This is a genomic window from Collinsella sp. LCP19S3_B6, assembly GCF_052121815.1.
Lineage (GTDB): Bacteria > Actinomycetota > Coriobacteriia > Coriobacteriales > Coriobacteriaceae > Collinsella.
The window spans coordinates 1-24,718 of sequence record NZ_JBQKDN010000024.1 but is presented as its reverse complement, the minus strand read 5'-3'; the positions used below and the strand labels follow the sequence as shown (position 1 = coordinate 24,718).

Sequence of the window (24,718 nt, the reverse complement as noted above, 5' to 3'; positions counted from 1 at the left end):
ACATGTCGAAGCTGGAGGAGATGGACGAGCTGAGGGGAAAGGCGGAGGGCTAGAAGAGGACGGGGCCGGAGACGGCTAAATCAATTTGCGAAAGAATCTTGACGGTACCGCAGGGGTGCGGGCCGCCCCGTTTTTGTGCGGCGGCAGGACCCGCAGTCACTCCATTAAATGCTCACGCTCATAGCACGAACGTTGAGCAATATCATGCTTGCCGATGTCTCCTAAAAGTGTCTGCCCGTTGTGGCGGCATCAAAAATAGAGGGGCTCTGAAACTGCTCTAGTAGACCGCTCCGGGTTCAGGCTTGATCTTGGACGGCTTGCCGGTCTTCAGGCACTTCTCTATCTCGGCGATAGGGTCGCTCATGCAGTAGGCGTGGCATCTCTCATGGAAGGTCTGCTCGTACTCACGCATGAGGCGGTCCAGCTTCTCGCTGTCCTCCTTGCTTAGGTAGATGTACATGTCAGCCCCTTCCGGCTCGTCCGGCATCTTGTCGGATATCTTAGCCGATTACAGAAAATAGAGCCCTATTTGTTCGGTAATGGAGGAGCTAATCGATGATCACAGTCTCTGGACACATTTCGCCAAAGAGTTGATCGATATCATCGTAGGCGTCTGCCAGCTCTCCTTCGGTGGCTTTGCGAACGAACCAGTCACGCTCGCCAGGTTTGGTTATAGCAACCCATTTGAGTTGCTGGTAGCTGTATTTCGCGAACGCAATCCATTGCGGGTAGTTGATAGCCATGGGGTTCTTGGTGAAGACTAGCTTTCCGGCGTTCACGGCTGTGGCCGCGCAATGGGCGGTGAAGGGCATCGTTGCGAGCTTGGGGTTCTTGCTGGGTTCGGTTGAGAACGGGATAGCATCCTTTATGGTCAGCCCTTCTTTTACCTTGCGGATCGTGTAACAGAGCCTGACCACGACTTCGACTATGGCGACGGGGACCGAGGTTGAACAGAAGTGAATGAAATCGTAGCCCTCGAAATACATGCCCTGGACAATCTCTGCAACCGTTTGTTCTTCTTCGCCTATGCTACCAAACTGCATGATGTTGAACAGCTCCATGAGCGGTGCGGGCAGGCCCATGGAGGTTGTGATGTCCGACTTGAGATGGATGATCTGCTTTGCGATAGCGGCGAAAATATCGGCCTCCTTACGTCCTGTGTAACATTCCATCACTTGGGATACGATCTTGCCGTTCTTATCGATGGTGGTCATCCTGCCCGTGAGGATGTCCGACACGCCGAAGACGAAGCCAAGCAGCGGGTCGTGTCCAAGGGATAAGAGCCTGTGGTAGTAGGCCGAGAGGCCTTCCACCCGCGTAGCGGTGTTTCTGTTGTCCTGAGCGTCGTAGGGAACCTTGCTTACCTTGGAGTTCGCAAGCCTCTCCATCTCATTGGGCGGGAAACGCTTGTCGAAGTAGTCACGGATGTAATCGGAGAGACGGCCTGCCTTCAGGCCGTCGTGGGTCTTCTGGGGGATTCCGACGAGCAGGATGTCCACGGCTGCGGCTAGAAAGCCGGCGCTCGCGGCTATGGCCACGTCGACGGCGTCCATGCGATGGATCTGGTTGTACTGCTCGTTTAATGCCAGGACCTCCTCGCGGTTGGCTTGAAGTTCTTCTTCTGTGAAGAGGTCTTCGAGTTCGGCAGACCCGTTGCCCGCTTGTAGGGCTTCGTCGAGTATCTGATTCCATGTGGGGGCCATGAGCGGCTGACCGGTGCGGACGGGCTTTGTGCCCTTGTTGCGTTGAGGGAGGTCGTAGCTGAGCGACGCCAGCAGCTTCTCGGTGCTGGCAATGCGGCCTTCGATTTCTTCGGCCGATGGGAATGAAATCGACTTGATCTGGTCGTCTTGGTGGGCAAGGACTGCGTTGATCTCCTTCTCGCCGTTGGAGTATTCGTATCTACTCATCTTGAATTGCCAGGTCGCTCTTGAGATCTCGCACCGCCCTTTCGAGCAGGACGTTGAGAGACTGCAGGTACTCGAGGCGCTCAACGCTTGCGTCTGACTCGTCCTTGAGCGCTTGGATAATCGCCTGGTGCTTGGCAAGCGCCTCTTTGTACAGGCGCTCCTTCTCCTGGCCCATTTGTTTGTTCTTAAGGTGGGACGCGACCGCGACGCCCGTGCCGGCTGCGATGGCCACCGGCGCCGCGAGCACGAAGACGCCCGCGACCATGCCGCCGCCCACGATGCCACCGGCCGCCGCAAGACCTGACGTGATGCCTGCGGCGGAAAGACCGACGGAGCCGAGGCCGTACAGCGCCATGAAGGAGCCAGCGCCTCCAACGCCTGCGCCCAGGGCGCCAGCCACGACCTCGGGAATCGTACTTTTCTTGATCGTATGGCTCTTGTCGTCAAGCGCCACCGCGGCATCGTTGATTACGTTTACGACGGGCTGAAGGGACCCAATCGTCGTGAAGTTATTTTTATGGCCCTCTTGGTCTTCCTTGATCTGCTTTATCTGGGTTCCGGCATTCTCCAATGCCCACGATGCGCCCTCTTGGATACTCTTGGCAGTGCCACCGGCTACCAGACTGGCCTTTTCAGCGATGTCGACGGCTGCGGAGTCGGCTGCGTTGGCGACGTCGCCGATTGTCTTTCCGATGGAGCCGGCTGCATCCTCGATTGCCTTGCCGGCAGAGTCGGCCGTTTTCTGAATTTTGGCCAATGGGTCGAAGCCTTTGTCGAAGAGTCTCACGGAAGCTCCTTCCGGATGCTTATCGTTTATATGGTCAACGCTGCTGGTTTTCCACCATTCTAGCGCGCCTACTGAAACCGGCATTCAGCTTCCAGCTGATTTGTGGTCGCCCTGGATGATGAAGGCGGTGGCTGGGGCCACTCCTGCTTGGGAACTTCGTGTATGGGGTCAATTTTGATGGCGCTCATCGGAAGGGTAGGATGGCTAACGACGTGGAGTTCATCCAGCGCGATTTCCGCAACTACACCGCCGGGGCAGCCGCATCTCAATAATCGTGGTTCGCTGAGCCGGCACTGAGGCGTCGGGGCGCAACAACCCGTTGTACTTCTCGCGAATCTCATCGGCAAGAGCTTCCGCCCGTTATTTCATCGATAAGGACGGCACGCTGTGCGAATTGGTGAGAGAGGGTGGCGTTGCTCAGCTTGCCGGCGTTGGGCGTCCAGCCTGTGCTCGGTTGGAATGGAGGTCGGGACAATACGCTTGTCGCGCTGATGGCGAGCATCCATAATCGCTGCGGTTCGCCTGCCGATGACGTAATCCGACACTGTGGCGTGGCGGGCAAGCTGTACCCGTCGTCGTATGTAAACGCCTTAAAATGCTCGGCGCGCGCCGTGCTTGGGCTTATTCCGACGTAGTCTCCCTCGCCCTTTCGATGTGCTGGCGGCGTTCTGTATAATGACTTTTATTGTCGAAACGGGTGCTAGGAGCGCTTGAATGAGAATGAAACGCGCGTTGCTTGTCGTGCTGTGCGCCGTCGCTGCTCTATCGGTTACATTACCCACAATCACACTGGCGGATGATTCAAGCAGCAACGGTTCCGAGGACAACAAGTACTACTACGACAAGGTTGTCAACACGGGCCTGGACAACGGCTATTCGGAATCCAACAGCATCAAAGAGGGGGACCCCCACTTCGGATGGAAGCTTGGCAGGTTCGTCGTCAGCGGCTTCACGAGCAGAGCGGGCGACGATGTCCCCGTGTTTCTTAAAAACAGTGGCGATCGGGTTGAGCTTAGCTTTCAGCTCAATCAGAGTATCGATTCCCTGAACGGGGACGACAAAAGGAAAATCTCCAGCGACGGAAACGGGTACGACGAGCATTTCGGCATTCCCAAGACCGATTTCGGCCACGGCGTCCTCATAACCAAGCACACCGATTACCAGAATGCCTCAACCGAGCCCACCGTCAGCACTGAATACCTTTCGAGCGTCAAAGTCGGCGCCAACACCCATATCGACATGTACGAGGAGGGTGATTACGAGGTGGCTCTCGACTACGAGATCGAGTCGCCAGGCCTCCTGCCGTTCAGGCCGGCCTACAACAACTACCGCATCTTCTTCAAGTTCAAGGTACGCAACAGCAACACCATGATGTTCCTCTTCGACACTGCGACGAATAACGAGCTGTTCAACGGCTCAGTCACCTCGAGTGGCTTTCGGATTGACATGGCTGGGTCACACTACCTTGACGTAAGTGTGAAGAGGGAGGTTCTCAACAGCACCGGCGATGGCCTTACCGAGGACGTGCGCTTCAACAAGACGGCGACCGACGGTGCGGTGTTCGAAGACGAGGGCATATACACGGTGACCGTGAAGAACCCCAATACGGGTGAGGAGGCCACGACCAAGAGGATCTATGTGGGTACAAACGATGCCATGAAGGCCTCGGTCGCCAACAACATGACACTTGCCGAGGCCCAGGAGCGGATTGCGGAGGGCGCGACCGTCGCAGACGACGGGTCGTTCAGGCCCGCCTCGAAAAAGACCGACGCGTCGGCCAATGAGGTCTCCGGCAAGAACGGGGACGCCGCCAGCATGGGCGGTCTTGTTATCGCCCTGCTTGCTGTGGGCGTAGTCCTCATTCTCGCGTTCATCGCGATAGTTCGGTGCAAGAAGATAGCTGTTACTGACGTTTCCAGCGAATCTGGGCCCGCTATGCCCGATACGGATCTCGATGGCGAGGAAGGCGGTGATGAGCGATGAGGCGAGCCATCACCCTGATACTCGTCATCGCGATGGCGGTGTCCGGGCTTCCGGGCTGCGCGTCCTCCACCGAGCATTCTGGAGGGTCGTCTGGCGTGGGAGCATCCGGATCGGTGAATGAGGTCGCCGCCATTCAGACGGCAGGCCTCGAGTTCGAGGCCCTTTCCGACCCTGATCTTCAGCGCTACGTGGCGGACGCCGTATATTCTGACCTTGTCCAGAAGATTGATTCCGATGAGTACTTCGTCGAGAACGTTCAGACAACATATGTCTCGAAAGAATATCTTAAGGAGCTCTCCTACAACACTCAGCCGAACATCTACTTTGGCTATACGCTTGCTGATCTTGAAGAAGCCTTCGGCGGCGAGCGCTACGTCTTCACGCTCGGTGAAGACGGCCGGACTACTGTTAAGGCGTTCGAGGGCTACGATGACACCTACGACCAGGTGGTGAGGAATATCGCCGTCGGCACGGGGGTAATCCTTGTGTGTGTCACGGTATCCGCTGTTACCGGCGCCGCCGGGGCGCCTGCTGCAAGCGTGATATTTGCTGTCTCGGCCAAGTCCGGAGCGGTGGTCGCGCTGTCCTCCGGCGCCATCAGCGGCGTTTCTGCTGCCATCTTTAAGGGCATCGAGACGGGTGACATGGATGAGGCTCTGAAGGCCGGTGCTTTTAGCGGCAGCGAAGGCTTCAAGTGGGGCGCGATTGGCGGGGCGCTGCGCGGAGGTGCCGAGAAGACCCTGGCTCTAAGGGGTGCCACCACCGGTGGTTTGACGATGGACCAAGTCGCGTCCATTCAGAAGGAGTCCGGGCTCCCGCTCGATGTCCTCAAGCAACTTAACGATATGGATCAGTACGAGATTATCAAAAACGCAGGGCTTACCCCCAAGATGGTCAACGGCAAGACAGCTCTTATTCGCGATATCGATCTCACCTTTACCGATGAGATGGGGCACACGAACCTTGAGAGGATGAAGGAGGGCCTGGCGGCACTCGATCCCGCTACTGGGGAGCCTTACGAGTTGCACCATATCGGGCAACAGGTCGACTCGACCCTGGCGATCCTTACACAAGAGGAGCATAGGTTCGGAGGGAACTCCAAAATCTGGCATAAGCTCAAGGAGTCCGACGTACACGCCGGTGGGAACAACTGGAACTCTCAGAAGAAGGCCTTCTGGGAGTACATGGCGCAGGTGTTGGAATAGTAGGGTATTGGGATGAGCGACGTATACCAGGGCCTTTCTGGGCTTCCGAACTTCAGATGTCTGGGCGCGGCTGACTCCGGCGCGATTACCGAGGCTGAGGCAAAGCTGGGGTTGAGCTTTTCGAAGGAATATAGAAGCTACCTCGAGTCCTGCTCCTTTGCCAGCGTCAATGGGCACGAGCTCACGGGTATCTGTAAATCGCCGAGGCTTGATGTTGTTGGCGCAACGCGAGCGGAACGTGGAAACTGGCCCGACATCGACCCTTCTTGGTATGTCCTGGAGCGAACGGGCGTTGATGGCATCGTCGCATGGCAGGACGCGGATGGTGTTGTCTACTTTTCCATTCCCGGGTTCGGATGCACGGTGGTTTGCGATTCGCTTCTTGAATACGCTAAACGCTAAAGGCTGAACGTGGGTTCAATCGGTGGGCAACTCTAACCTAGCGATATGTCAGCCGCCAGACTTTGCTCTTTAGGGCGGGCCATGCAGGGTTTTTCAATGCCGCGGCAGGATATTGTTGCGAATGAGGGATTGTTGGGCGCTGCGGTATAGGAAACTCATCGGTGCCGTACCTGTGAGAGGGTCCGTATCTCGAAGCCATTTATTACTCTTGTTAGCGCCTGCTTGCGTATCCCCGGGATGCGCGCTTGCCGTTTAGTTCGCCCCAATGTGCTAAGCTGAAACCGAGTCGGAGGAGCTAAGGTTTTCTTGCCTGTGTGTAACCCTCCGGCTCTTGTATACCGATGTTGGTGGATGTAAATAAACAGTGGGACGGCTGCAAAAGAGCCGCCCCACCGGGTAAAACCACGTTGTGCCGCGGAACCCGCTCCTCAGCGCCTAAACTTCGGAGACGCGGGCAACGCAGGTGCTAATGTCTAAAGGGCCGGCTGCAACCGGCCCTTTTCTATGACTCCCTTCGCTATCCGTTACTGCTTATATTCCCGCCAGATCGAGTAGAGGTTTCGGTCAATGCCGGTCACATACATCGAGAGGCGCAGGATTTCAAGAAACAAGTTCATAGGCTTCACCCCAATCGGAGATTGGAGCGTTGCCCGCAGGCGGATTCCGCGGCAGTCATCACGGGCCGCGGAGGGAGACATCTATCCCGTTTCTGCTAAAGAGGCGGTCTAAAACAGGCAGCTCTCAATCAGCTCTTTACCGCGCAGGGTGTCGATCCACTCCTGCGGGATGGCCTCGATACCGTATGCCGTGCCGGCGAGGGCGCCTGCGACGGCTGCGGTGGTGTCGGTGTCGTCGCCCAGGTTGACGGCGGCAAGGACGCAATCTTCGTAACTGTTAGTGTTGACAAAGCACCAGCTGGCGGCCTTAAGGGTGTCGCGCACGAAGCCGCCAGACCTGATTTCACGCTCGGGCACGTCTTTCAGCTGGAGCACCCATGAGGGAAGCACGCCGTCCATCGCGGACCTCATCAGCTCGATGAACGTGACGCATGACTCGGTCGACGTTCTGTGAGCGTGCGTGATCGCGGAGACCTTGCTGATCTCTTCGTCTGTCGCATCGGTGAACGCCAGGGGCGCGATGCGCATGAGCGATCCGTTGCCGTTGTCGCGCTCGCCAGAGCCTCCTTTGCCGGCGTGCAGGGCGCGGGCGGTCGTGCCGCCATAATCGAAAACACCGTCAATCGTATACTCGCCACGGGCAATCCAGCCTACGAACTTGTCGCGCATGTCCGCGGTGTCGATATGCCCGAGCTCCCTAATCGAGTCGCAGGTAGCAAGCGTCATAGATGTGTCGTCGCTCCAGGTACCGGCGGGCTGCCCATGCGTGCCGTAGCCGATCATGTCCGTGCATTCGAACGTGTCGCGGAGCCTGAACTCGTAAGGAACGCCCAGCGCGTCGCCGACGGCAAGCCCGTAAATACAGTCGCGTAGCGTTGTTTTCGGTCTGTCTGTCATGGGAACACCTCTCGTACTTTGGATTGAGGATGCGCGGCTACCTGCGGCAGTGTGTCCAGCTCAATTCGGGACGCAGCGAGTCCCGAATTGAGAGAGCTTGTCAGCTAATCTGACAAATGAAAAAACCCGCAACGCTATTGCTTTATACAGCAATAGGGACCTCTTTTGGGCGCCCTGCCTTTGGTGCGTCGGCGAGTCGTGCCTCGATGGAAGCTTTGGACACCATGCGCTTGGTGCCATCCTTCCATGAATCCAACAGTCCTGCATTTATCAGTTGCGATACCCGTGCTGAGCTAACACCGAGCATACGCGCGGCATCCGCTGCGGTGACGGCGGGGATGTCGCCGAGTTCGCGACTGACGGCCACAGCGATAATCTTGCCACCGTGCTGCGGCTCGTGGCCAAAGTCCGGCGCAGGCAGGTCGACGCCGCCCATTAGGTGGTCATCGACCATGCATGCGAGAAAATCAGCGGCGCTTTCGACAGCGTCGTTTAGGTCGGATCCGAACGTTCCACCTCCGCCCAGCGAGCCACATGGCACAGCGTCGACAACGCCGTCCGAATCAAAGAACTCGAATTCCCATATGTAAACCATGTAAGACCTCCTCCGATGCCGGCGATTTGAGGAAGATCCTAAGAGCTCACCAAGCGCATCAAACACCTTTATTGACTCTAGCTTAAAGCCTCGTGCGGACACGATTTTGGTGCTCTGCGCACGACCGCGAAGAGGGTTTGCGGTGACTAAAATGTGGCCATAGAGGCAGTTTTAGCGAACCCCGCGGGAGTGACGCGCATGGACAACAACACTTTGCTGTTCCAGGACAAAGGTTCGGGTAGGTTTAAAGACGTTAAGATCTACCCCAACCGTATTGAGGTGCTCAAGAAGGGCACTTTCGGCGGCAAGCACACCGAGATTGTCTATCTTAAGGACATTACGGGCGTCAATAGAATCAAAGGCCGCGATGTTTTCCTACGTAACAGGCTGTTGACTGCTTGTGTCTTTAGCCTGAGCAGCCGCTCCCAGGCGCAGGAATTCGTCAACGTGCTCAATATGGTGATGTGACCGGGCGCTTTCGAACACAAAAAACCGGGATGCAAGGAGTCACACCTTGCATCCCGGCTGAGCTAAAACGGCGCTGCTGCATGCCGTTGGAGCTTTAGCGCTTGATCTCGATATCGTCGAGCTTGACGTCCATGGCCTCGGTCTTGGCCTGGGCGATGTCATCGGCAAACTCCAGGGACTTCATCATGGTCTCGACAGCGTCCTTGTGCTCTTCGACGTTGTCGATGCGCACATACACGCTACCACCGTCAACGTCGGTGAAGTACTCGGTCGTCACACCGCCCGAGTGCGTAAAGTAGGCGCTGCGCCAGGTCTTGCCGTTGTACTTAACGGGGTCGCTCTCGGTCCATCCGGAGTTGGCCTTCCACTTTGCCTCGTAGTCGAACAGCTCGTCGGCGTTCTTGTCAGAGTCGAAGACAGGGATGAAGCGATCGCTGGCGTGCTCGCTCTCGGTGAACTTAAACTGGGCCCTATCGGCGGTGTCGCCAGCGACGTCGGTGATCTCGACGCCCTCGGGGACCTCGACCTTAAACCAGATGAAGTCGGTCCTCATATCCACGGCTGGTTTTTCTGCTCCGCCGCCACCGCCACTGCCGGTAGCGCCATCGCTTCCGCCGCAACCCACCAGGGCAACTGCAGCAAAGAGACTGATGCAGAGGGTGAGAATCGCAAAGGCCTTCTTTTTCATGGTCGTGTCTCCTCATCTGTAACCGCCCATGGATTAGTTTTCTTTACTGTACGCGCGAGCGGCTCGCTAAGGTGGGCCATGTGTCCCTTTCTGATGGCCGGATTTGCGCCGTTAAGTGGCAATATGTCTGGGCGCAAAAGAGGGGAGAGCCGGCCTTTCCGTCCTTCCACTGGTTCCATGTTTGGTGCGGTGGGACGGAGCGCAGCCGGGGGCTGCGAATCTTGACGATGGACGCATCCGGGCAGTCATCGTGGGTGCCTCGCCACAGCTTTTTGTGCAAAAAGGGGTCCGCACCTTTTACGGTGCGGACCCCTTTGCGTTGCAACAAGTTGCTGCGGCGTGTTTCGAAGATGAGATTACTTGCGGATCTTAGACACGACAGCGCTGGAGGCAAAGCAGGCGATTGCCATGATGCCCATAGCAGCGACGATGTTGGCGGAGGCGTCACCCGTGCTGGGCAGATCCTGCTTGTTTGCCTTGGTCTTATTTGCAGGCTTGCCGGCAGGCTTGTTGTCGGAAGGCTTGTTGTCGGAAGGCTTGGGCGCGGGCTCGTCCTTCTTCCACTGGGCGTAGAGCGTTACCGGGGCTTCGAGCACAATATCGGCGCCAGCTTCGTAGCTCGTGCCGGAGCCGTCCGCGGCCGTGTTCCAGCCTGCGAAGGAATAGCCCTTGCGTGCCGGCTTATCGGCCGTGACCTTAGTCTTGGCAATGTGCTCGACTTTAGCGAAATCGCCGGTCTGCTTGTCCTCGGAACCGTTCAGGTCGTAGGAGAGATCGTAGGCCTTCTCCTCGAAATCCGGGTTGACGAAGCCGCAGTACCTGCACTTAGGGGTTCCCGTACGAGTCCAAGTGCCTGCGCCGGCAGGGGTCCAGTTGGTGTAGGTGACATCGTAGGCTTTGTCACGCTCGCCGTCGGTGTAGGAGTGGGTCTTCTTCTCGCCGCCGGACCACACGAGCTCGTCGTTGATGTAGACGTCAGTTTTGCCCTTGTTGTTAGTTTCTGCCTTGCCACCAAAGCCAAAGAGCTGCGAGCAGGTGATGTCGTCGCGCGCAGCCGTGACGGTATTATTGCCAGTAATGTTGAGAATGTACTTATTGTCACCCATAGTCGAGTCGTTGATATTCAACGCCTGCTTGCTTTTGTCGCCATTCGAGTTGAACGTGCAATCATTCACGTTAATGGTGACGTTCTGCGTGCTGGCTTCTCTGTAGACGTTGATGACCTTACCGGTTGCGTTAAAGGTGCAGTTGTTAAACGTCATGACCTCCGAGCTGTACGCCCAGAGGGCATAGTCGCCAGTTGGAGGGTAGAACGTCGTCTTCTCGAACTTGGCGGTCTTATAGCCCCAGTAGAACGTTTTGCCTTCAACGATGCAGTTATCGACAACGGTGTTGTCGATGCGGATGAAACCAAGGTAGTCCGCCTTATCGGAGTGCAGCGTCATGTTTTTGAATGTAATGGTCTTGGATCCGTCAAACGAATAATCGCCGTTGTATTCCGTTCCAAAGTTTTCGGGTTTGGGGAATTTAGCGCCAATGCCCCAAACCGTGTCTTTGCCGGAGCCGACAAAAGTGAGGCTCTTGCCAACAGCGAGCTTGCCTTGGTTTTCTACATAAGTAGTGTAATTACCCGGTCCGAGATTAATGATGTCGCCGTCATTTGCCTCTTTAATAGCGACAGTCAAGTTGTCATACGGCTTGTTTTGGGTGGTGTTTGTAACCGTGCCGGTAGTAATCGTGCCGGGGGCACCGTCTGCGAAAGCAGACGATGCTACGCCCATCGTGACGAGCGCAACGGCAAACAGCGCTGCGACCGCACGAGAGACCGTTTTCAAAAACGACTTCATGCTGAGACTCCTTCGACTCTAAAAGTATTAAATCAGCATAAATATTATAGAGCTTCTGGCATTTTGCTAAACCCCTATTTCGCGCCTTTATCGGTACGCCAATCTTTCTCACGCTTCTTGCATATTTATTCCGCATACCTGCATCTTTGTTGCATCGGATTGCGCAACAAAGATGCATTTGTTTTGCCGGTGTGGTTTGCGCGATGGCACTTGGTGTGTCTATGGCCCAATGGGCTGGGCGCAAGACTGACCTTGACAGGGGGTCGGGATTGATTGCTTGGCGATAAGCGCAGCGATGTTGCGCCTATCGCCCGCCATAGAAAAGTGCGATAACTGGGCGCACTGACGCGAATGCTCTTATGGGCTAGACTAGGCACCACGAAATACACGATGCGTTCGGGCGGCGCCGACTGTCCGATTAGCTTGGCAAGCATTGAGGGTGCATGCACATGAGCCAAGAGATGATGGATAAGACCTGCCGAGGGTTTGCCGAGGCGCTTGCCGCGCGCGAGCCGGTTCCCGGCGGCGGTAGCGCGAGCGCCTTTGTGGGCGCGCTGGGAGCCTCACTTTGCGGGATGGTTGCCCGCTACGGTGCGACCAATCCCGCGCTTGCCGATCGAGCGGACGATTTGGCGCACGCGTTTGCTCAGGCTGATGAGCTGGCCCAGGAGCTTGTCGAGTTGGTTGCCGAGGACGTTCGTGCCTACGGGCAGGTGTCCGCGGCGTACGGTATTTCGCGCGAGGATCCGGCTCGACCGGCTGCGATTCAGGATGCGCTGCACGTGGCGGCTATGCCACCGTATCGCATTATGGATGCCTGCGGGCGCGCGCTGGCGCTGCTCGAGGACATGGCGGACAAGGGGTCGCGCCAGCTGCTGTCCGACGTGGCTTGTGGCGCCGTGTTCTGCCGCGCCGCCATGCAGGGCGCGAGTCTGACGCTCTTTGCCAACACTACGTCTATGAAAGACCGGGCACGCGCCGAGGAGCTCGAGGCGGCGTGCGATGAGCTGCTGGATACGTGGCTGCCGCGTGCCGATGCGCTGGCGCGCCGTGCCGCCGACGCAGCCAGGAAGAGGGGATAGCCATGGCAGAGCTGCTCAAAGGCGCTCCCGTTGCCCGTACTTTGACCGAGGAACTTGCCGCTCGCTGCGCTGCTTTGCGCGAACGCGGCGTTGTGCCGACGCTGGCCATCGTTCGTGTGGGCGAGCGCGAGGACGATCTATCGTACGAGCGCGGCGCCCTCAAGCGCTGTGAAAAGGCTGGCATTGAGGCTCGCCGCGTTTTGCTTCCTGCCGATGCTTCGCAGGATGAGCTGCTGGCGGCTATTAAGGACATCAATGCCGACCCCGCCGTTCATGGCTGCCTAGTGTTTCGCCCACTGCCCGCTGGGCTTGACGAGGATGCGGTTGCCGCGGCACTCGATCCCGCCAAGGATGTCGACTCCATGACGCCGGCCTCGCTACTTACCACGCTTTCGGGGCGAGGCGAGGGCTTTGCTCCTTGCACGGCTGAGGCCGTGTTGGCGTTGCTGGACCATTACGGCGTTGAGCTGGATGGGGCCAAAGTCGCGGTCGTCGGTCGGTCTCTGGTGATTGGCCGTCCCGTTGCCGCCATGCTTACGGCTCGCAATGCCACGGTGACGACGTGCCATACGCACACGCGCGACCTTGCTGCCGAGTGTCGTGCGGCTGATTTAGTGGTTGCGGCCGTTGGGCGCGCGCGCACGATTGGCGCGGATGCGGTTCGCGAGGGCCAGACGATCATCGATGTGGGCATTAACTGGGACGAGGCCGCTGGCAAGCTGGTCGGCGACGTCGATTTTGATGCTGCGGAGCCGATCGTTAACGCCATCACACCCGTGCCGGGCGGCGTGGGGGCTGTGACCACCGCGATTCTCGCCAAACACGTGATCGAAGCAGCCGAGCGCACATCGAAATAGGCTTTTGACCACGGGGCTGCCGAGGCTGTGGTTTCGCCCTTTTTGCACCGAAGCGATACACTGTTGCCGTTTGATTTCTTCGCTCAAGGAGGATGCGCATGCCGTGCACAACGATTTTGGTCGGTAAGAACGCGAGCTACGACGGGTCGACGCTGGTTGCCCGCAACGAGGACTCGCCCAATGGGGTATTTGAGCCCAAGCGCATGCGCGTAGTGCATCCCGACGAGCAGCCGCGTGTCTACACGAGTGTCCTGAGCCACCTGACCGTTGAGCTGCCCGACAATCCCATGCGTTACACAAGCGTCCCCGACGTTGTCCCGGGTCATGGCATTTGGGCCGAGGCCGGTTTCAACGAGCTCAATGTTGGCATGTCCGCAACCGAGACGCTCACCACCAACGAGCGCGTCCGCGGCGCCGATCCGCTCGTGGATTTCGTGCCCGCCAAGGGTAACGAGGGCGAGGACGGCTATGTGCCGGCGCAGCCCGGTGGTTTGGGCGAGGAGGATATGGTGACCCTGGTGCTGCCATACGCCAAATCCGCCCGCGACGGCGTGCGCATTCTGGGCGACCTGCTCGAGCGCTACGGCACCTACGAGAACAATGGCATCGCCTTTAGTGACGTTGACGAGATCTGGTGGCTCGAGACCATCGGCGGCCACCACTGGATCGCCAAGCGCGTACCCGACGACGCCTATGTGACCATGCCCAACCAGCTGGGTATCGATAGCTTTGACCTGGACGACGCCGAGGGTGCGCAGGTCGACCACATGTGCTCGGCCGACCTACGCACCTGGATGGCTGAGTGGCATCTGGACCTGACGTTGGGTGTCGAGGGCGACGGTCCGGCGACGGTCTTTAACCCGCGCGAGGCCTTTGGCTCGCACAGCGACAGTGATCACGTCTACAACACGCCGCGCGCCTGGTACATGCAGCGCTGCCTCAACCCCAGCGATGTGTGGGACGGTCCCGACGCCGACTACACGCCCGAGAGCGACGACATTCCCTGGAGTCGCGTGCCCGAGCGCAAGGTGACCCTCGAGGACATCAAGTACGTGCTTTCGAGCCACTACCAGGGCACGGAGTACGACTGCTATGGCAGCAAGGGTACGCCCGCCACGCGCGGCGCCTATCGTCCCATCGGCATCAACCGCAACAGCCAGCTCGCCGTGCTGCAGCTGCGCCCCTATGCGCAGCCGGCGTATCGCGCCGTGCAGTGGATGGCGTTTGGCTCTAACTCGTTTAACGCGCTTGTGCCGCTGTACGCCAATGTCGAGACCATGCCCGAGTACTATGCTGACACGCAGGCTCGCGTGACGTCCGAGAATTTCTATTGGGCAAATCGCCTGATCGGTGCCTTGGCCGATGTTCGCTTCCATGAGTGCGGTCGCGCAGTCGAGGATTATCAGGAGAAGGTCGGCGGCATGGGCCACAAGCAGATTCACGACGTTGACGCTGCCGTTGCCGCTCTGCCCGAGGCCGAGGTGCCCGCCGAGCTCGCCCGCGCCAACGAGGCCTTTGCCGAGCTTGTGCGCGTGGAGACCGATGCCCTGTTGGGCAAGGTGCTCTACACCACGAGCTGTGCCATGAAGAATTCCTTCGCGATGAACGATAACATTAGGTAAAAGCCACATTGCAGCGAACGAGCGGGGCAAACGCCGTCAAAGGCTTTGCCTCGCTCGATTTCTATCCCGGTGACAAACGATTTTGTGTCGTTTGCTCAATCTTGGGTACAAGTAGGCCAATGAAGTTGTTCACGATTGGAGCCAGCCATGGTTATGAAATTCGATCAGCTTGTTAACGGTGCCATCAACGTGGGCTTCGGTGCCGCCGCCGTTGCCGTCGAGGGCGGCAAGAAGGTCCTCGACGACCTCAATGCCAAGGGCGAGCAGGTGCGCAAGGACGCCGGCACCCCCGATATCGCCCGCAGCGTGTCCGACATGTTCGAGCAGGCCGGCGGTACCATCTCCGACCTTACCGAGCGCTTGGGCATGCAGGGCGAGACTGCGGCCCAGCGCGTGCTCGACGAGCTCATCCTCGCCCGCGTGCGCGTCATGACCGCCCCCGAGCGCACGGCCTTTTTGGCCCATGTGCGCGACATCGTCGATTCGGTCGAGGATAACGTGACCTCGGTGCCCGTCGAGTCCGTTGAGCCCGACGATGCAGAGGACGCCGAAGAGGCCGAGTAGCAGCGCAGATGGCAGATTCCACCACCGATTACAACAATCAAGATCCCTTGGGTGACGAGGCGGCGGTTGTCGACGAGGTCGAGGCCGCCGTCTCGGGCGCTCGCAAGAAGCCGCGCGCTGTCGATATGGTCCCTGAGGAGCCCGACGCGATGGCGCCGGACGAGGAATACCAGCTCACGCCGGCAGGTCGTCGTGAGCGCATTGGTCAGATCGTTCGCCTGATCAAAAAGTATCGCGTGTGGGACAACCTCACGCCGGTGCGCCTGCGTCGTCTGCTCGAAGAGCTCGGTCCCATGTTCGTTAAGATGGGGCAGATTCTGGCCAACCGCTCCGAGATTTTGCCGCAGCGGTTTTGCGACGAGCTGCGCCGTCTGCGCTCCGACGTAGAGCCGGTGCCGTATGAGGTAGTGCTCCGCTGTTTGGAAGAGGAATACGGCCAGCGCCTGGGGCAGATATTCGACGCGATTGACCCCAACCCGCTCGGTAGCGCGTCGCTCGCGCAGGTGCACCGCGCCCGTCTGGTGACTGGCGAGGACGTGGCCGTTAAGGTGCAGCGCCCCGGCGCGCAGCAGGTGATGGCTCAGGACATCGACATCATTCGCTCGGTGGTACGCATCGTTTCCAAGTTCGTCAACACTGATCAGTTTGTGGACCTGCATGGCGTGGTCGAAGAGCTGTGGACCTCGTTTCGCGAGGAGACCAACTTTTTGGCCGAGGCCAAAAACCTCAACGATTTCTATGACTTCCACAAAAGCGTGCATGGCGTCTCGTGTCCCAAATCCTACTTGGACCTTTGCACCGAACACGTCGTGGTCATGGACTACATTGACGGCATCTCCATTGCCGATCCCGAGCGCCTGGTGGCCGAGGGTTATGACTTGGAAAAGATTGGCGCCGCGATCGTCGAGGACTACTCGACGCAGGTGCTCGATGATGGCTTTTTCCATGCCGACCCGCATGCGGGAAACATCATCCTCAAGGACGGCATCGTCTACTTTATCGACCTGGGCATGGTCGGGCGCATGTCGAGTCACGACCGCGGTATCGTCAAGGATATGATTTTCGCCGTGGCCGAAGGTGACGTTCCCAAGCTCAAGGATTCGCTTATGCGCTTTGCCGTGACGCGCGGCGATTCGGCCGAGCTCGACCATTCTGCCTTTTTGTCCGACTTGGACTTTATCGTCGCCGACTTTGCAGGGCTCGATCTTAAGGACCTGGATATCGGCGAGTTTTTAACCTCGCTGTTAAATCTGGCGCGCAAAAACGACGTTGAGCTGCCGAGCGTGGTGACGATGTTCGCGCGTGGCATGGTGACACTCGAGGGTCTGCTGACCGAGTATATGCCCGACGTCAACATGATCCAGATCATCCAGACGCACATCAAAAACGAGAAGAGCACCTATGCGCGCGTCCGCGAAATGGGGCACGATCTTGCCGCGAGCAGCTATCGCGCGGCAAAAGGCTCGCTCGAGGCGGCCGAGTATCTGGGCTTGGCGTCGCGCATGCTCACGCGCGGCCAGCTTAAGGTGAACACGCAGATCATGAGCAGCGATAAGGCGCTGCGACAGCTGGGTGGAATTGTCGACCGCATGTCGATGGCAATTGTGATCGCCGGCCTGTTTATCGGCTCGTCGGTGGTGTACTACGCGCGCATCGAGCCGGTTGTGTTCGGTATCCCGGTCATTGGCTTTATGGGCTACGTGAGTGCGCTGGTGCTGGCGCTGATGCTGGGCCGCGAGATCTGGCGCAACAGTCACGGCGGCAAGCGGTAGAGACTGCGACCGTCACCGCATTCTCCTATCGCAAACCATAGCTTTTACCTTGGGCTTCGCCTGTGTGCGGGGTCCTTTTGCGTGCTACCATATTGACAGTAATAATCGATGGCCTAGATGGTGGTGCGGAGACGCACGAATGCGCGGTTTTCCTGCGTGTTTGGGAGAATCGGGGTGCAAGTCCCCGGCTGTACCAGTAACCGTAATTCCTCTTGGCCCGGGATGGCCGCGCCGCAGATCGGACGGCGCGCCCGGGTCGGTAAGGTTAAGTCGGATCGCCCCCCATCTTGTATGCGGCCGCGGCGCATGCCGCCGGCACGCGTTGGGCTCTGGAGGGAAGGGGGACCCCGATGGGGGTACTCGAGCGCAATGTGCGCGATGACGTGGGGCAGCCGCTGGGCAATGTCCCAAGTTCAGACAATAGGAGACAAATGGATATGTTTGAGGACGAGTGCCAGCGCGCCTCGTGGCGTCGTCATGGAGCGATTGCCCGTGGCGTAGCCAAGCGCGGTCTGGTGGCGTTCCTGGCGTTTGCCATGGCTTTTGGTACCACGCCGGCGCAACTTTGGGCCGAGGGCGCCGAGGGCATTGCCGAGGCCGTGACGCAGACTGCGGAGACGAAGTCGGCGGAGGAGCAGGCTGCCGGCGAGGGTGACGCCGATGCTGCCGGTACGGATGCCGCCGCGTCTTCCGGTACCGTTGCGACCTCCGAGCAGTCGAGCGCACCGCAGCCGAGTGCTGTCCAGAGCGCAGCGGGGAGCAGTGCCGTCGCGGTGCAGAGCGATGACGCACTTACGATTTTCTCTCTAACGTTCGAGAACCTATCGACCGGCAAGCAGTCTTATGCCGGTTACACTACGTCGGATACGATTTTGGTCCATGCCTTTCAAAAAGTTAATGGGGCTAGGATCGAAATTGATTCATCCGATCTCAGTTATCAGTGGCAAGAGGGTCCTAAACAGAGCAGGAAAGACTCGGATTACACCGATATTCCCGGCGCTACTGAGCAGACCCTAAAGCTTGCCGAGTATGCCGGTAAGTCTGTCCGTTGCGTGGTGACACCTAAAGCGGGTGGCGACTCATATGCTAATCGCGGGACGACTCTGGTCACCGCCGCCGATAGCGTCAGTGTTTCGAGCGTCACCCTCGATAAGAGCGGTAAGGTTTACGCCGGAGATGTGATTTCTGCAACGGCGAAGTCGGGTACAACGGACGTCTCCGCGGACTCTCGCGTTTCCTGGCAGTGGTACTACGGCGACTCGAGTTCCGTTAGCGCTTGCACCAATAAAATCACTGGGGCAACGAGTCGTACTTTTACGGTTACGGCTGACCTGTTTGGCAAATACCTCGTTGCCAAAGCTACGAGCGCTTCTGGCGAGACTACTCCTTACGTTGCCGTTGGTCCTGTTTCGGAGGCTGGCGCGGTCGAGCTGTACGGCGTTACGGTCGAGGGCGCTTCTTCTACTGGGGCCGTGCATGTGGGCAACGTGCTCACGGCTAAGGCGACCAAGGGCAACTCTTACACGAACGTTGGATCTACCGATACCGTTCACTATCAGTGGCAGTACGCCGACGCCAAGTCGACGTCCGACGCCGCGTTCAAGAATATCGACGGTGCCGCCGACTCTGCCAGCTATACGGTTGCGGCCGATATGGTGGGCAAGTACATCCGCGTGATCGCCACGAGTGAAAACTCCGTTAAGAGCACACAGAAGAAGTACTACGGCAGCACCACCTCGGTTGACCCTGTGGGTCCGGTGACGCTTGCCGGTCAGTACACGCTTAAATCTGTCGAGCCGGCAGAGGCTTCGACGGCTACGCTCAACGTGGGCACGACGCTTACGCCCAAGGTCCGTATCCCCGACTCTTCGAGTTGGTCGGATTCCGCTCTGCCCGATGACGCCAAGCTGACCGTCACCTGGTATGCCAAGGGCGCCGATGACGCTAATTGGACCAAGGTCACCGATAACCTTGACGCCTCCACCGGTGCGCTGACTATCACCGATGCGCTTGTGGGCAAATCCCTCAAGCTCGAGGCCTCGGCGCTCGACAACACCGTTACGTGGACCTCTAGGGACACGGTGCTGCCGGTGGGGGAGTATAACCTGCTGCGCGTCGTGAGCACGCCTCAGCTCCAGAGCAAGTCGACCAACCTTGTCGCGGGCGATAGCGTCTCTGCCGATGTGTACGCTAAGCGCGTCGACGGCTCGACCACTAACGGCTCGACCACTAACGGCGTTAAGCTTTCTGCCGACAGCGCCGATATCTCTTGGTATGCGGCCGACGCCTCCGATGCGGCGGATGATGATTGGACTAAGCTCGAAGTAACGGGTGCCAAGATCCAGGTTCCCGATGCGGCCGGTAACAAGTACCTTAAGGCTGTTGCTGCGAGTGGCTCTTCCGAGGTCGAGGTCGTCTCGGCCAACAAGGTCATCAAGGCCGGTTCGCTCGAGGCTGCTGTTCAGAAGCTCAGCGATAAAAACGCGCTGATAAGCGTCGCCTACAGTGCTGATGGCGGTAACGTCAACGACGCGTTGAAGGCTCAGCTCAAGCAGCTCGGCTTTGATGATATCGACGTTAAGACTAAGACCGCCAGCTTCAGCTCTTCGTATGAGGGCGCTGAGGTCGGCATCTCCTCTACGTACGATAAGACTAACGGCGATGTCACGTTCTTCTATCTCGATCCCAACGCGTCTAGCGGCTGCAGCATTGACCAGCTGCGTCGCGCGAGCGTTACGTTCGTGCTCTCGCGTGATGGCAAGTCGGTTGAATACAAGCCGACTAAAACTGTTGAAATCGCTTGGAACGAAGGCAAGCTTCAGGACCTGCTCGACAACGCCGCCGAGCAGCTTTCCATCGGCTATGCCACGGGCGATACCGCCGAGAGCGTTACCCAGAATCTGACGCTGCCATACAGGGCGGGCGCCAACAAGAAGTTCTCCGTCGAGTGGACGAGCTCCGATACCGATGCCCTGTCTGTTTCGGGCAACGGCTGGGACGACTACACGGGCAAGGTCGCGCGCAAGTCGAGCGACCGCGAGGTCACGCTGACCGCCAAAGTCTCGGTGTTGTCGAACGTCTCCGATGTCAAGGTGACCGGTGGGGCCACGCATGCCGTTACTGTCAAGGGCGACCCCGATAAGGTTGCATCCGACAAGGCCGACCTGCAGGCAAAGGTCGATGCGGCCTTTACCTACGACAATATCAAGTACTACGGCACCAAAACGGTTGCCGACAAGGACGGCCTAACCGCCGACCTGCAAATGCCACAGCCCAAGAACCTTGGCGTCGACGGCAAGTATTACAAGGTCGAGTACTCCGCCAGCACCGATGACATCACGTTTAACGGTTACAAGGGTACGGTCTATCAGCCGCTGCCTGGCGCCGAGGCAGCGAAGACCAAAGTCACCCTTACGGTGACCGATAAGTCCAACGCCGAAGTCACGGCAAGCAGGACCCTCGACTTTGCGATTTCTCCGCAGAATCAGGACGAGCTCAATGCCGAGTTGTTCCACCTGAGCCTTGCGAAGTCTTCGTTCTACTTGGGTATTCTTGATGGCCAAAATGCCTCCAGCGTGACGGGCAACCTGCATGCACCGCTTAAGGTGTATGGCCAAGGACTCGGCGTTAACTGGTGCTATTCCACCGAAGAGGCTGCGGGACATTACGGCTTCGTGTTTAGTGAGCTCCCCGGTGGCACGGAGAATACCTATCGTTTGCTCAAGTCGAGCAAACCGAGGGTTATCGCGCATGAGAACCTTATCCTCACTCAGCCCGAATACAACACGAAAGTCACGATTAGCGGCCGTCTGAAGAGTGAGCGTTTTGCCCGTTATGCCGAGCGCTATCCCGACAATTCGGACTACGCGGTGCTTGCCGGCTTGGATGTTTCTGCGACGGTAAACGTCAAGGGAACGACGGGGCTCGACAACCCGAACGAGGGCAAGACCATTACGGTGACGGCCAAGGTCACGGGCGTCTCCGCAAGTGATGCCGACGGCAACTACACCGAGCAATCGGTGGTGCCCTTGACCGAGCTTACGCTTCCCGCCGACGATGACACGACGGCCGAGTCGGTACTCGAGCAGCTTATGACGGCTGCCGGTTGTACGAACCTTGAGGCAAACGCCTTGGGTCTTACGAGTGCGACGATGCCCGATGGCCGCGTGCTGGGCACAACGAGCACCGCGCCGTACAGCTTCTGGTCGTTTTACGTAAACAATGGGTTTGCGAACTTCGGCGCCTCGAGCTATTGCCTTAAGAACGGCGATTGCGTCGAGTTCCGTTACGTTAAGGGCGATGGCATACAGAAGCCTTCGTCGGCGCCTGCCACCAATCCTGGGGCTGAGCATCCCGATGTCGATACGGCATGGAATGGCTTTGCGAACGGTGGCTCGGGATCCGCAACGGATGCCCTTACGCCTACGACAAAGACCGATACGCCTTCCTGGGCGCTCAACCTTTTAACCGAAGAGCAGCAGAAGGCAGGCGCAAGCGCCTCTGCGTCTGACCCCATTGTCGCGAACGGAAAGGTGTACCTTGTCACGGGCGCTTCGGTGTGGAATGGAAAGACGTGGAATGCGGTCCTCAACGAGGTTGATCCCGAGACGGGTTCCGTCGTGCGATCGCTTGCACTTGGCTCTTCCATGGATAGCACCTGCCGTCCCGTTATTGCTCAGGGTATCATCCTGATTCCGCTTTCCGGTGGCTATCTGCAGGCTGTTTCGGCGAAAACGTTTGAGACGCTTTGGTATTCCGATGCGTTTACGAACCAGAACCTGTCTTCGCTGACCGTTGACGGCGATTATGTCTATATCAATACCCTTGATTATTGGTCCGGCAATGACGTGCAAAACGGTACGGTCAGGCGCATCAATATTCATACGGGTGCAGTTGCCGGCAGTGCTTCTGTCACCGATGGCGGCTTCTACTGGTCTGGTGGTCTGATGGTCAACGGCTACTACGTTGTCGGCAGCGACTTCGGCCAGGTGCGCGTGTATTCCGCCGATCTGTCGAAGCTTGTCGCCTCGTTTAAGCTATCTGGTGGCAATATCCGCTCGGCGCTTACCGTCCACGATGGCTATGTATACGCCGTTACGCGCGATGATGGCACGTTGCACAAGCTGACTATTGGTTCGGATGGCTCTATTACCGAGGCCGGGAAGGTGCAGTTTGCCCCATACTCGACTTCAACGCCCGTGTTTAGCGGCAAATATGCCTTTATTTGCGGTGCGACTGCGAACAATTGGAAGGCTAAAGGCCTGCTGTCGATCATCGATCTTTCTGATATGAGCGTGAGGCAGATTACGAAAGCCGATGGCGAAGAGCTCGGCTTTGAATCGAAGAGCACGCCGCTCGTCTCCACGCGCGATGGTGAAACATATGTGTACTTCACCCTAAATGGCGCCAAGGGAAACTGGCCTAACTACACTTCGGGCGGCGGCGTGTATATGTACAAGCTGGGCGATGCCGAGGCGACCGAAGTGTTTGTTCCCGGTTCTGGTTATGCAAACTACTGCATGGCGTCGGTTGTCTGCGACGAGTTCGGCAACCTTTACTACACGAACGACTCAGGTCACTTGTTCTGTGTGAAGTCCCAGGCCCATCGCGTTAAGTTTGATGCTCGGGGCGGCTCTGCGACTGGCGATCAGACGCCTGCTTCTGGCTCGACCGTCACCAAGCCGGCCGATCCGACGCGTGAGGGCTACACCTTTGGTGGCTGGTATACCGATGAGGCTTGCACAAAGGCGTATGACTTTAGCGCTGCGGTGACGGCCGATATGACGCTCTACGCTAAGTGGACCAAGAATGCCGTTACCCCTGGCGGTAACGGCGGCTCTGGCTCCAACGGCTCCAATGGCGGTTCGGGTAATGCCGGTGCTGATTCTGGCTCCGATAACGGCATAAACGGCCAGCAGAGCGGCGGCGCTGTTGCTCCGGGCCAGAAGCCGGTGTCCACCACGACCAAGACCGAGACCAAGGACGGCAAGGATTCCAAGAAGGATTCCGGCAAGGGCGACAAGAAGGACAGCAAGAAGTCTGACAAGAAGTCCAGCAAGTCCAGCTCCAAGTCCGATACGGGCTCGGCTGCCGCGACTACCGCTAAGAAGTCCGCTGAGGCTCTGGCACAGCAGTCTGGCTTCAACCCGCTCGCCATTGTCGGCGTAGCGGCCGGCGTGATCGGGCTTGCGGTCATTGGCGTGTTCGTGTTTACCAAGCGCCGGTAGGTGAGAGCTGTGTCCAATAAACCTCAGGATGCCGACTCCAAGCAACCCGACTCGTCGTTCATTCAGCTCGACGATGCTAAGCAAAAGGGCGCCACCTCGGCGGCGTCCGCCTCTCGGCGCAAGGCGCTGCTTGGCTCTCTGACGGCCGTCTGCATCGCGCTGATTGTCGTCTCGCTGGGCTTTGTTCACCCTTCCGCCAGCGGCGCCTGGTCCATCGATTGGATCGCCCGGGCCGTGGCGGGGAGGAGCGTTGCCGACTCTGGCTCTATCGCCTCTCGCAAGACGGAGACAGCGGGCTCCTCGTCTTCTGACGCTGTGGACTCCGAGTCCAAGGATTCGAATGAATCGGATTCCAAGGACGCTTCCGAGTCTTCGGACGAGAAGTCAGACAAGGATTCGAAAGAGAAGAAGTCCGAAGACAAGGGCGGCAAGAAGTCCAACAACGCGTCTGCCGGACAAGGCTCCGAATCCGCTGGTGGATCGAGTTCTTCAAACGGCTCCTCTTCGGGCGGCGGCTCGGCGGCCGGCGGTGGGTCTGTATCCAACGGCGACAGCGCCTCTGCTGGCAATCAGGGCGGCTCGCAGCAGCCTGGCTACATTACTGTGACGGTCTCTGTGACGTCGAGTGCCGTGGGTAACCCGGTGTCTTCTGGCGGTACGTTCACCTTCAACGAGGGCGCTACGGCCTACGATGCTTTGTGTGCACTGGGCCTTTCCGTAAATGCGCACGGCTCATCGTACGGCACGTATGTCGCCGCTATCGGCGGCCTGGCCGAGAAGGAGCACGGTGGTACAAGCGGCTGGATGTACTCCGTTAACGGTGTGACGCCCAACACGGCGTGCAGCAACTACGTTCTCTCCAACGGTGACAGCGTCGTCTGGTATTACGTAACGGGCTAAATGCCTCGACATAACACGCCAAACGGGCGGTTCGGACAAACATCCGAGCCGCCCGCTTTTATGCGAATGGGACGTCGTTTCCCAATCGAGGCTCAACCGGAAATTGCATCCCACCCTGAAGGTGAATTCCGGGACGCAATTTCCGCATCAGCATCCATTGGGAAAGCGCATCTCGTTCTAGACATGGGACTGCGGACAAAAAGTTGGACCGTTGAGGTCCGGAACGGAGTCCGCATGGCATACAGTAGGAGAATGGTGGAGAGGGCCAGGGCGCTTCGCGGCGCCGGGCTCACCG

General features: G+C 58.4%; 18 protein-coding genes. 11 read left to right on the top strand and 7 right to left on the bottom strand.

The window, feature by feature from the left end:
* Window positions 1-277: 277 nt before the first annotated feature.
* The 3 genes from ACTQWD_RS07920 to ACTQWD_RS07910 all read right to left on the bottom strand — a co-directional run bounded on the left by ACTQWD_RS07920 (window position 278) and on the right by ACTQWD_RS07910 (window position 2,697).
* Entirely contained in the window at window positions 278-460 is a 183-nt protein-coding gene (locus ACTQWD_RS07920; RefSeq protein WP_441546788.1) for a hypothetical protein, read from the bottom strand.
* An 88-nt stretch (window positions 461-548) separates the two neighbouring features.
* Complete coding sequence (locus tag ACTQWD_RS07915) at window positions 549-1,910, bottom strand: hypothetical protein (protein WP_441559697.1); 1,362 nt, start codon at window positions 1,908-1,910, stop codon at window positions 549-551.
* A complete protein-coding gene (locus tag ACTQWD_RS07910; RefSeq protein WP_441559696.1) occupies window positions 1,903-2,697 on the bottom strand; it encodes a hypothetical protein in 795 nt (264 codons plus the stop codon). Before ACTQWD_RS07910 ends, ACTQWD_RS07915 begins: the two co-directional genes overlap by 8 nt.
* Window positions 2,698-3,411: 714 nt before the next feature.
* On the opposite strand from ACTQWD_RS07910, the gene ACTQWD_RS07905 reads away from it, so the two are divergent.
* The 3 genes from ACTQWD_RS07905 (at window position 3,412) to ACTQWD_RS07895 (ending at window position 6,287) form a co-directional block, all read left to right on the top strand.
* The gene (locus tag ACTQWD_RS07905; RefSeq protein ID WP_441559695.1) at window positions 3,412-4,680 is read left to right on the top strand and encodes a hypothetical protein; all 1,269 of its coding nucleotides are present in this window, start codon (window positions 3,412-3,414) and stop codon (window positions 4,678-4,680) included.
* Between the two features lie 95 nt (window positions 4,681-4,775).
* Window positions 4,776-5,885, top strand: a complete 1,110-nt coding sequence (locus ACTQWD_RS07900; protein WP_441559694.1) for an HNH/ENDO VII family nuclease — start codon at window positions 4,776-4,778, stop codon at window positions 5,883-5,885.
* A 12-nt stretch (window positions 5,886-5,897) separates the two neighbouring features.
* Window positions 5,898-6,287, top strand: a complete 390-nt coding sequence (locus ACTQWD_RS07895) for an SMI1/KNR4 family protein (protein ID WP_441055758.1) — start codon at window positions 5,898-5,900, stop codon at window positions 6,285-6,287.
* Between the two features lie 725 nt (window positions 6,288-7,012).
* On the opposite strand, the gene ACTQWD_RS07890 is transcribed toward ACTQWD_RS07895, so the two are convergent.
* Together ACTQWD_RS07890 and ACTQWD_RS07885 are read right to left on the bottom strand one after the other, a co-directional pair.
* The gene (locus ACTQWD_RS07890; RefSeq protein WP_441559693.1) at window positions 7,013-7,801 is read right to left on the bottom strand and encodes an ADP-ribosylglycohydrolase family protein; all 789 of its coding nucleotides are present in this window, start codon (window positions 7,799-7,801) and stop codon (window positions 7,013-7,015) included.
* Window positions 7,802-7,943: 142 nt separating this feature from the next.
* Complete coding sequence (locus ACTQWD_RS07885) at window positions 7,944-8,396, bottom strand: helix-turn-helix domain-containing protein (protein ID WP_427795744.1); 453 nt, start codon at window positions 8,394-8,396, stop codon at window positions 7,944-7,946.
* Between the two features lie 198 nt (window positions 8,397-8,594).
* On the opposite strand from ACTQWD_RS07885, the gene ACTQWD_RS07880 reads away from it, so the two are divergent.
* Window positions 8,595-8,864: a hypothetical protein gene (locus ACTQWD_RS07880; protein WP_441559692.1), complete on the top strand. Its 270-nt coding sequence runs from the start codon at window positions 8,595-8,597 to the stop codon at window positions 8,862-8,864.
* A gap of 94 nt (window positions 8,865-8,958) precedes the next feature.
* Here ACTQWD_RS07880 and ACTQWD_RS07875 read toward each other — a convergent pair whose 3' ends face one another.
* Together ACTQWD_RS07875 and ACTQWD_RS07870 are read right to left on the bottom strand one after the other, a co-directional pair.
* Window positions 8,959-9,552, bottom strand: a complete 594-nt coding sequence (locus ACTQWD_RS07875; protein WP_441559691.1) for a hypothetical protein — start codon at window positions 9,550-9,552, stop codon at window positions 8,959-8,961.
* A gap of 356 nt (window positions 9,553-9,908) precedes the next feature.
* Entirely contained in the window at window positions 9,909-11,399 is a 1,491-nt protein-coding gene (locus ACTQWD_RS07870; RefSeq protein ID WP_441559690.1) for an InlB B-repeat-containing protein, read from the bottom strand.
* A gap of 449 nt (window positions 11,400-11,848) precedes the next feature.
* Between ACTQWD_RS07870 and ACTQWD_RS07865 the strand changes: the two genes are divergently transcribed.
* The 7 genes from ACTQWD_RS07865 (at window position 11,849) to ACTQWD_RS07835 (ending at window position 24,423) form a co-directional block, all read left to right on the top strand.
* A complete protein-coding gene (locus tag ACTQWD_RS07865) occupies window positions 11,849-12,481 on the top strand; it encodes a cyclodeaminase/cyclohydrolase family protein (protein WP_441540528.1) in 633 nt (210 codons plus the stop codon).
* Between the two features lie 2 nt (window positions 12,482-12,483).
* The gene (locus tag ACTQWD_RS07860) at window positions 12,484-13,338 is read left to right on the top strand and encodes a bifunctional 5,10-methylenetetrahydrofolate dehydrogenase/5,10-methenyltetrahydrofolate cyclohydrolase (protein WP_441559689.1); all 855 of its coding nucleotides are present in this window, start codon (window positions 12,484-12,486) and stop codon (window positions 13,336-13,338) included.
* A 98-nt stretch (window positions 13,339-13,436) separates the two neighbouring features.
* Window positions 13,437-14,960 carry a C69 family dipeptidase gene (locus ACTQWD_RS07855; RefSeq protein ID WP_441559688.1) on the top strand — a complete coding sequence of 508 codons (1,524 nt, stop codon included), beginning with the start codon at window positions 13,437-13,439 and terminating at the stop codon, window positions 14,958-14,960.
* A gap of 153 nt (window positions 14,961-15,113) precedes the next feature.
* Complete coding sequence (locus tag ACTQWD_RS07850) at window positions 15,114-15,524, top strand: hypothetical protein (protein WP_229770640.1); 411 nt, start codon at window positions 15,114-15,116, stop codon at window positions 15,522-15,524.
* Window positions 15,525-15,532: 8 nt separating this feature from the next.
* Window positions 15,533-17,296 carry an ABC1 kinase family protein gene (locus ACTQWD_RS07845; protein WP_441559687.1) on the top strand — a complete coding sequence of 588 codons (1,764 nt, stop codon included), beginning with the start codon at window positions 15,533-15,535 and terminating at the stop codon, window positions 17,294-17,296.
* 431 nt (window positions 17,297-17,727) lie between these two features.
* Complete coding sequence (locus ACTQWD_RS07840) at window positions 17,728-23,523, top strand: InlB B-repeat-containing protein (RefSeq protein WP_441559686.1); 5,796 nt, start codon at window positions 17,728-17,730, stop codon at window positions 23,521-23,523.
* A gap of 9 nt (window positions 23,524-23,532) precedes the next feature.
* Window positions 23,533-24,423 (top strand): DUF4430 domain-containing protein, encoded by an 891-nt coding sequence (locus ACTQWD_RS07835; protein WP_441559685.1) that lies wholly within the window; start codon window positions 23,533-23,535, stop codon window positions 24,421-24,423.
* Window positions 24,424-24,718: the final 295 nt, after the last annotated feature.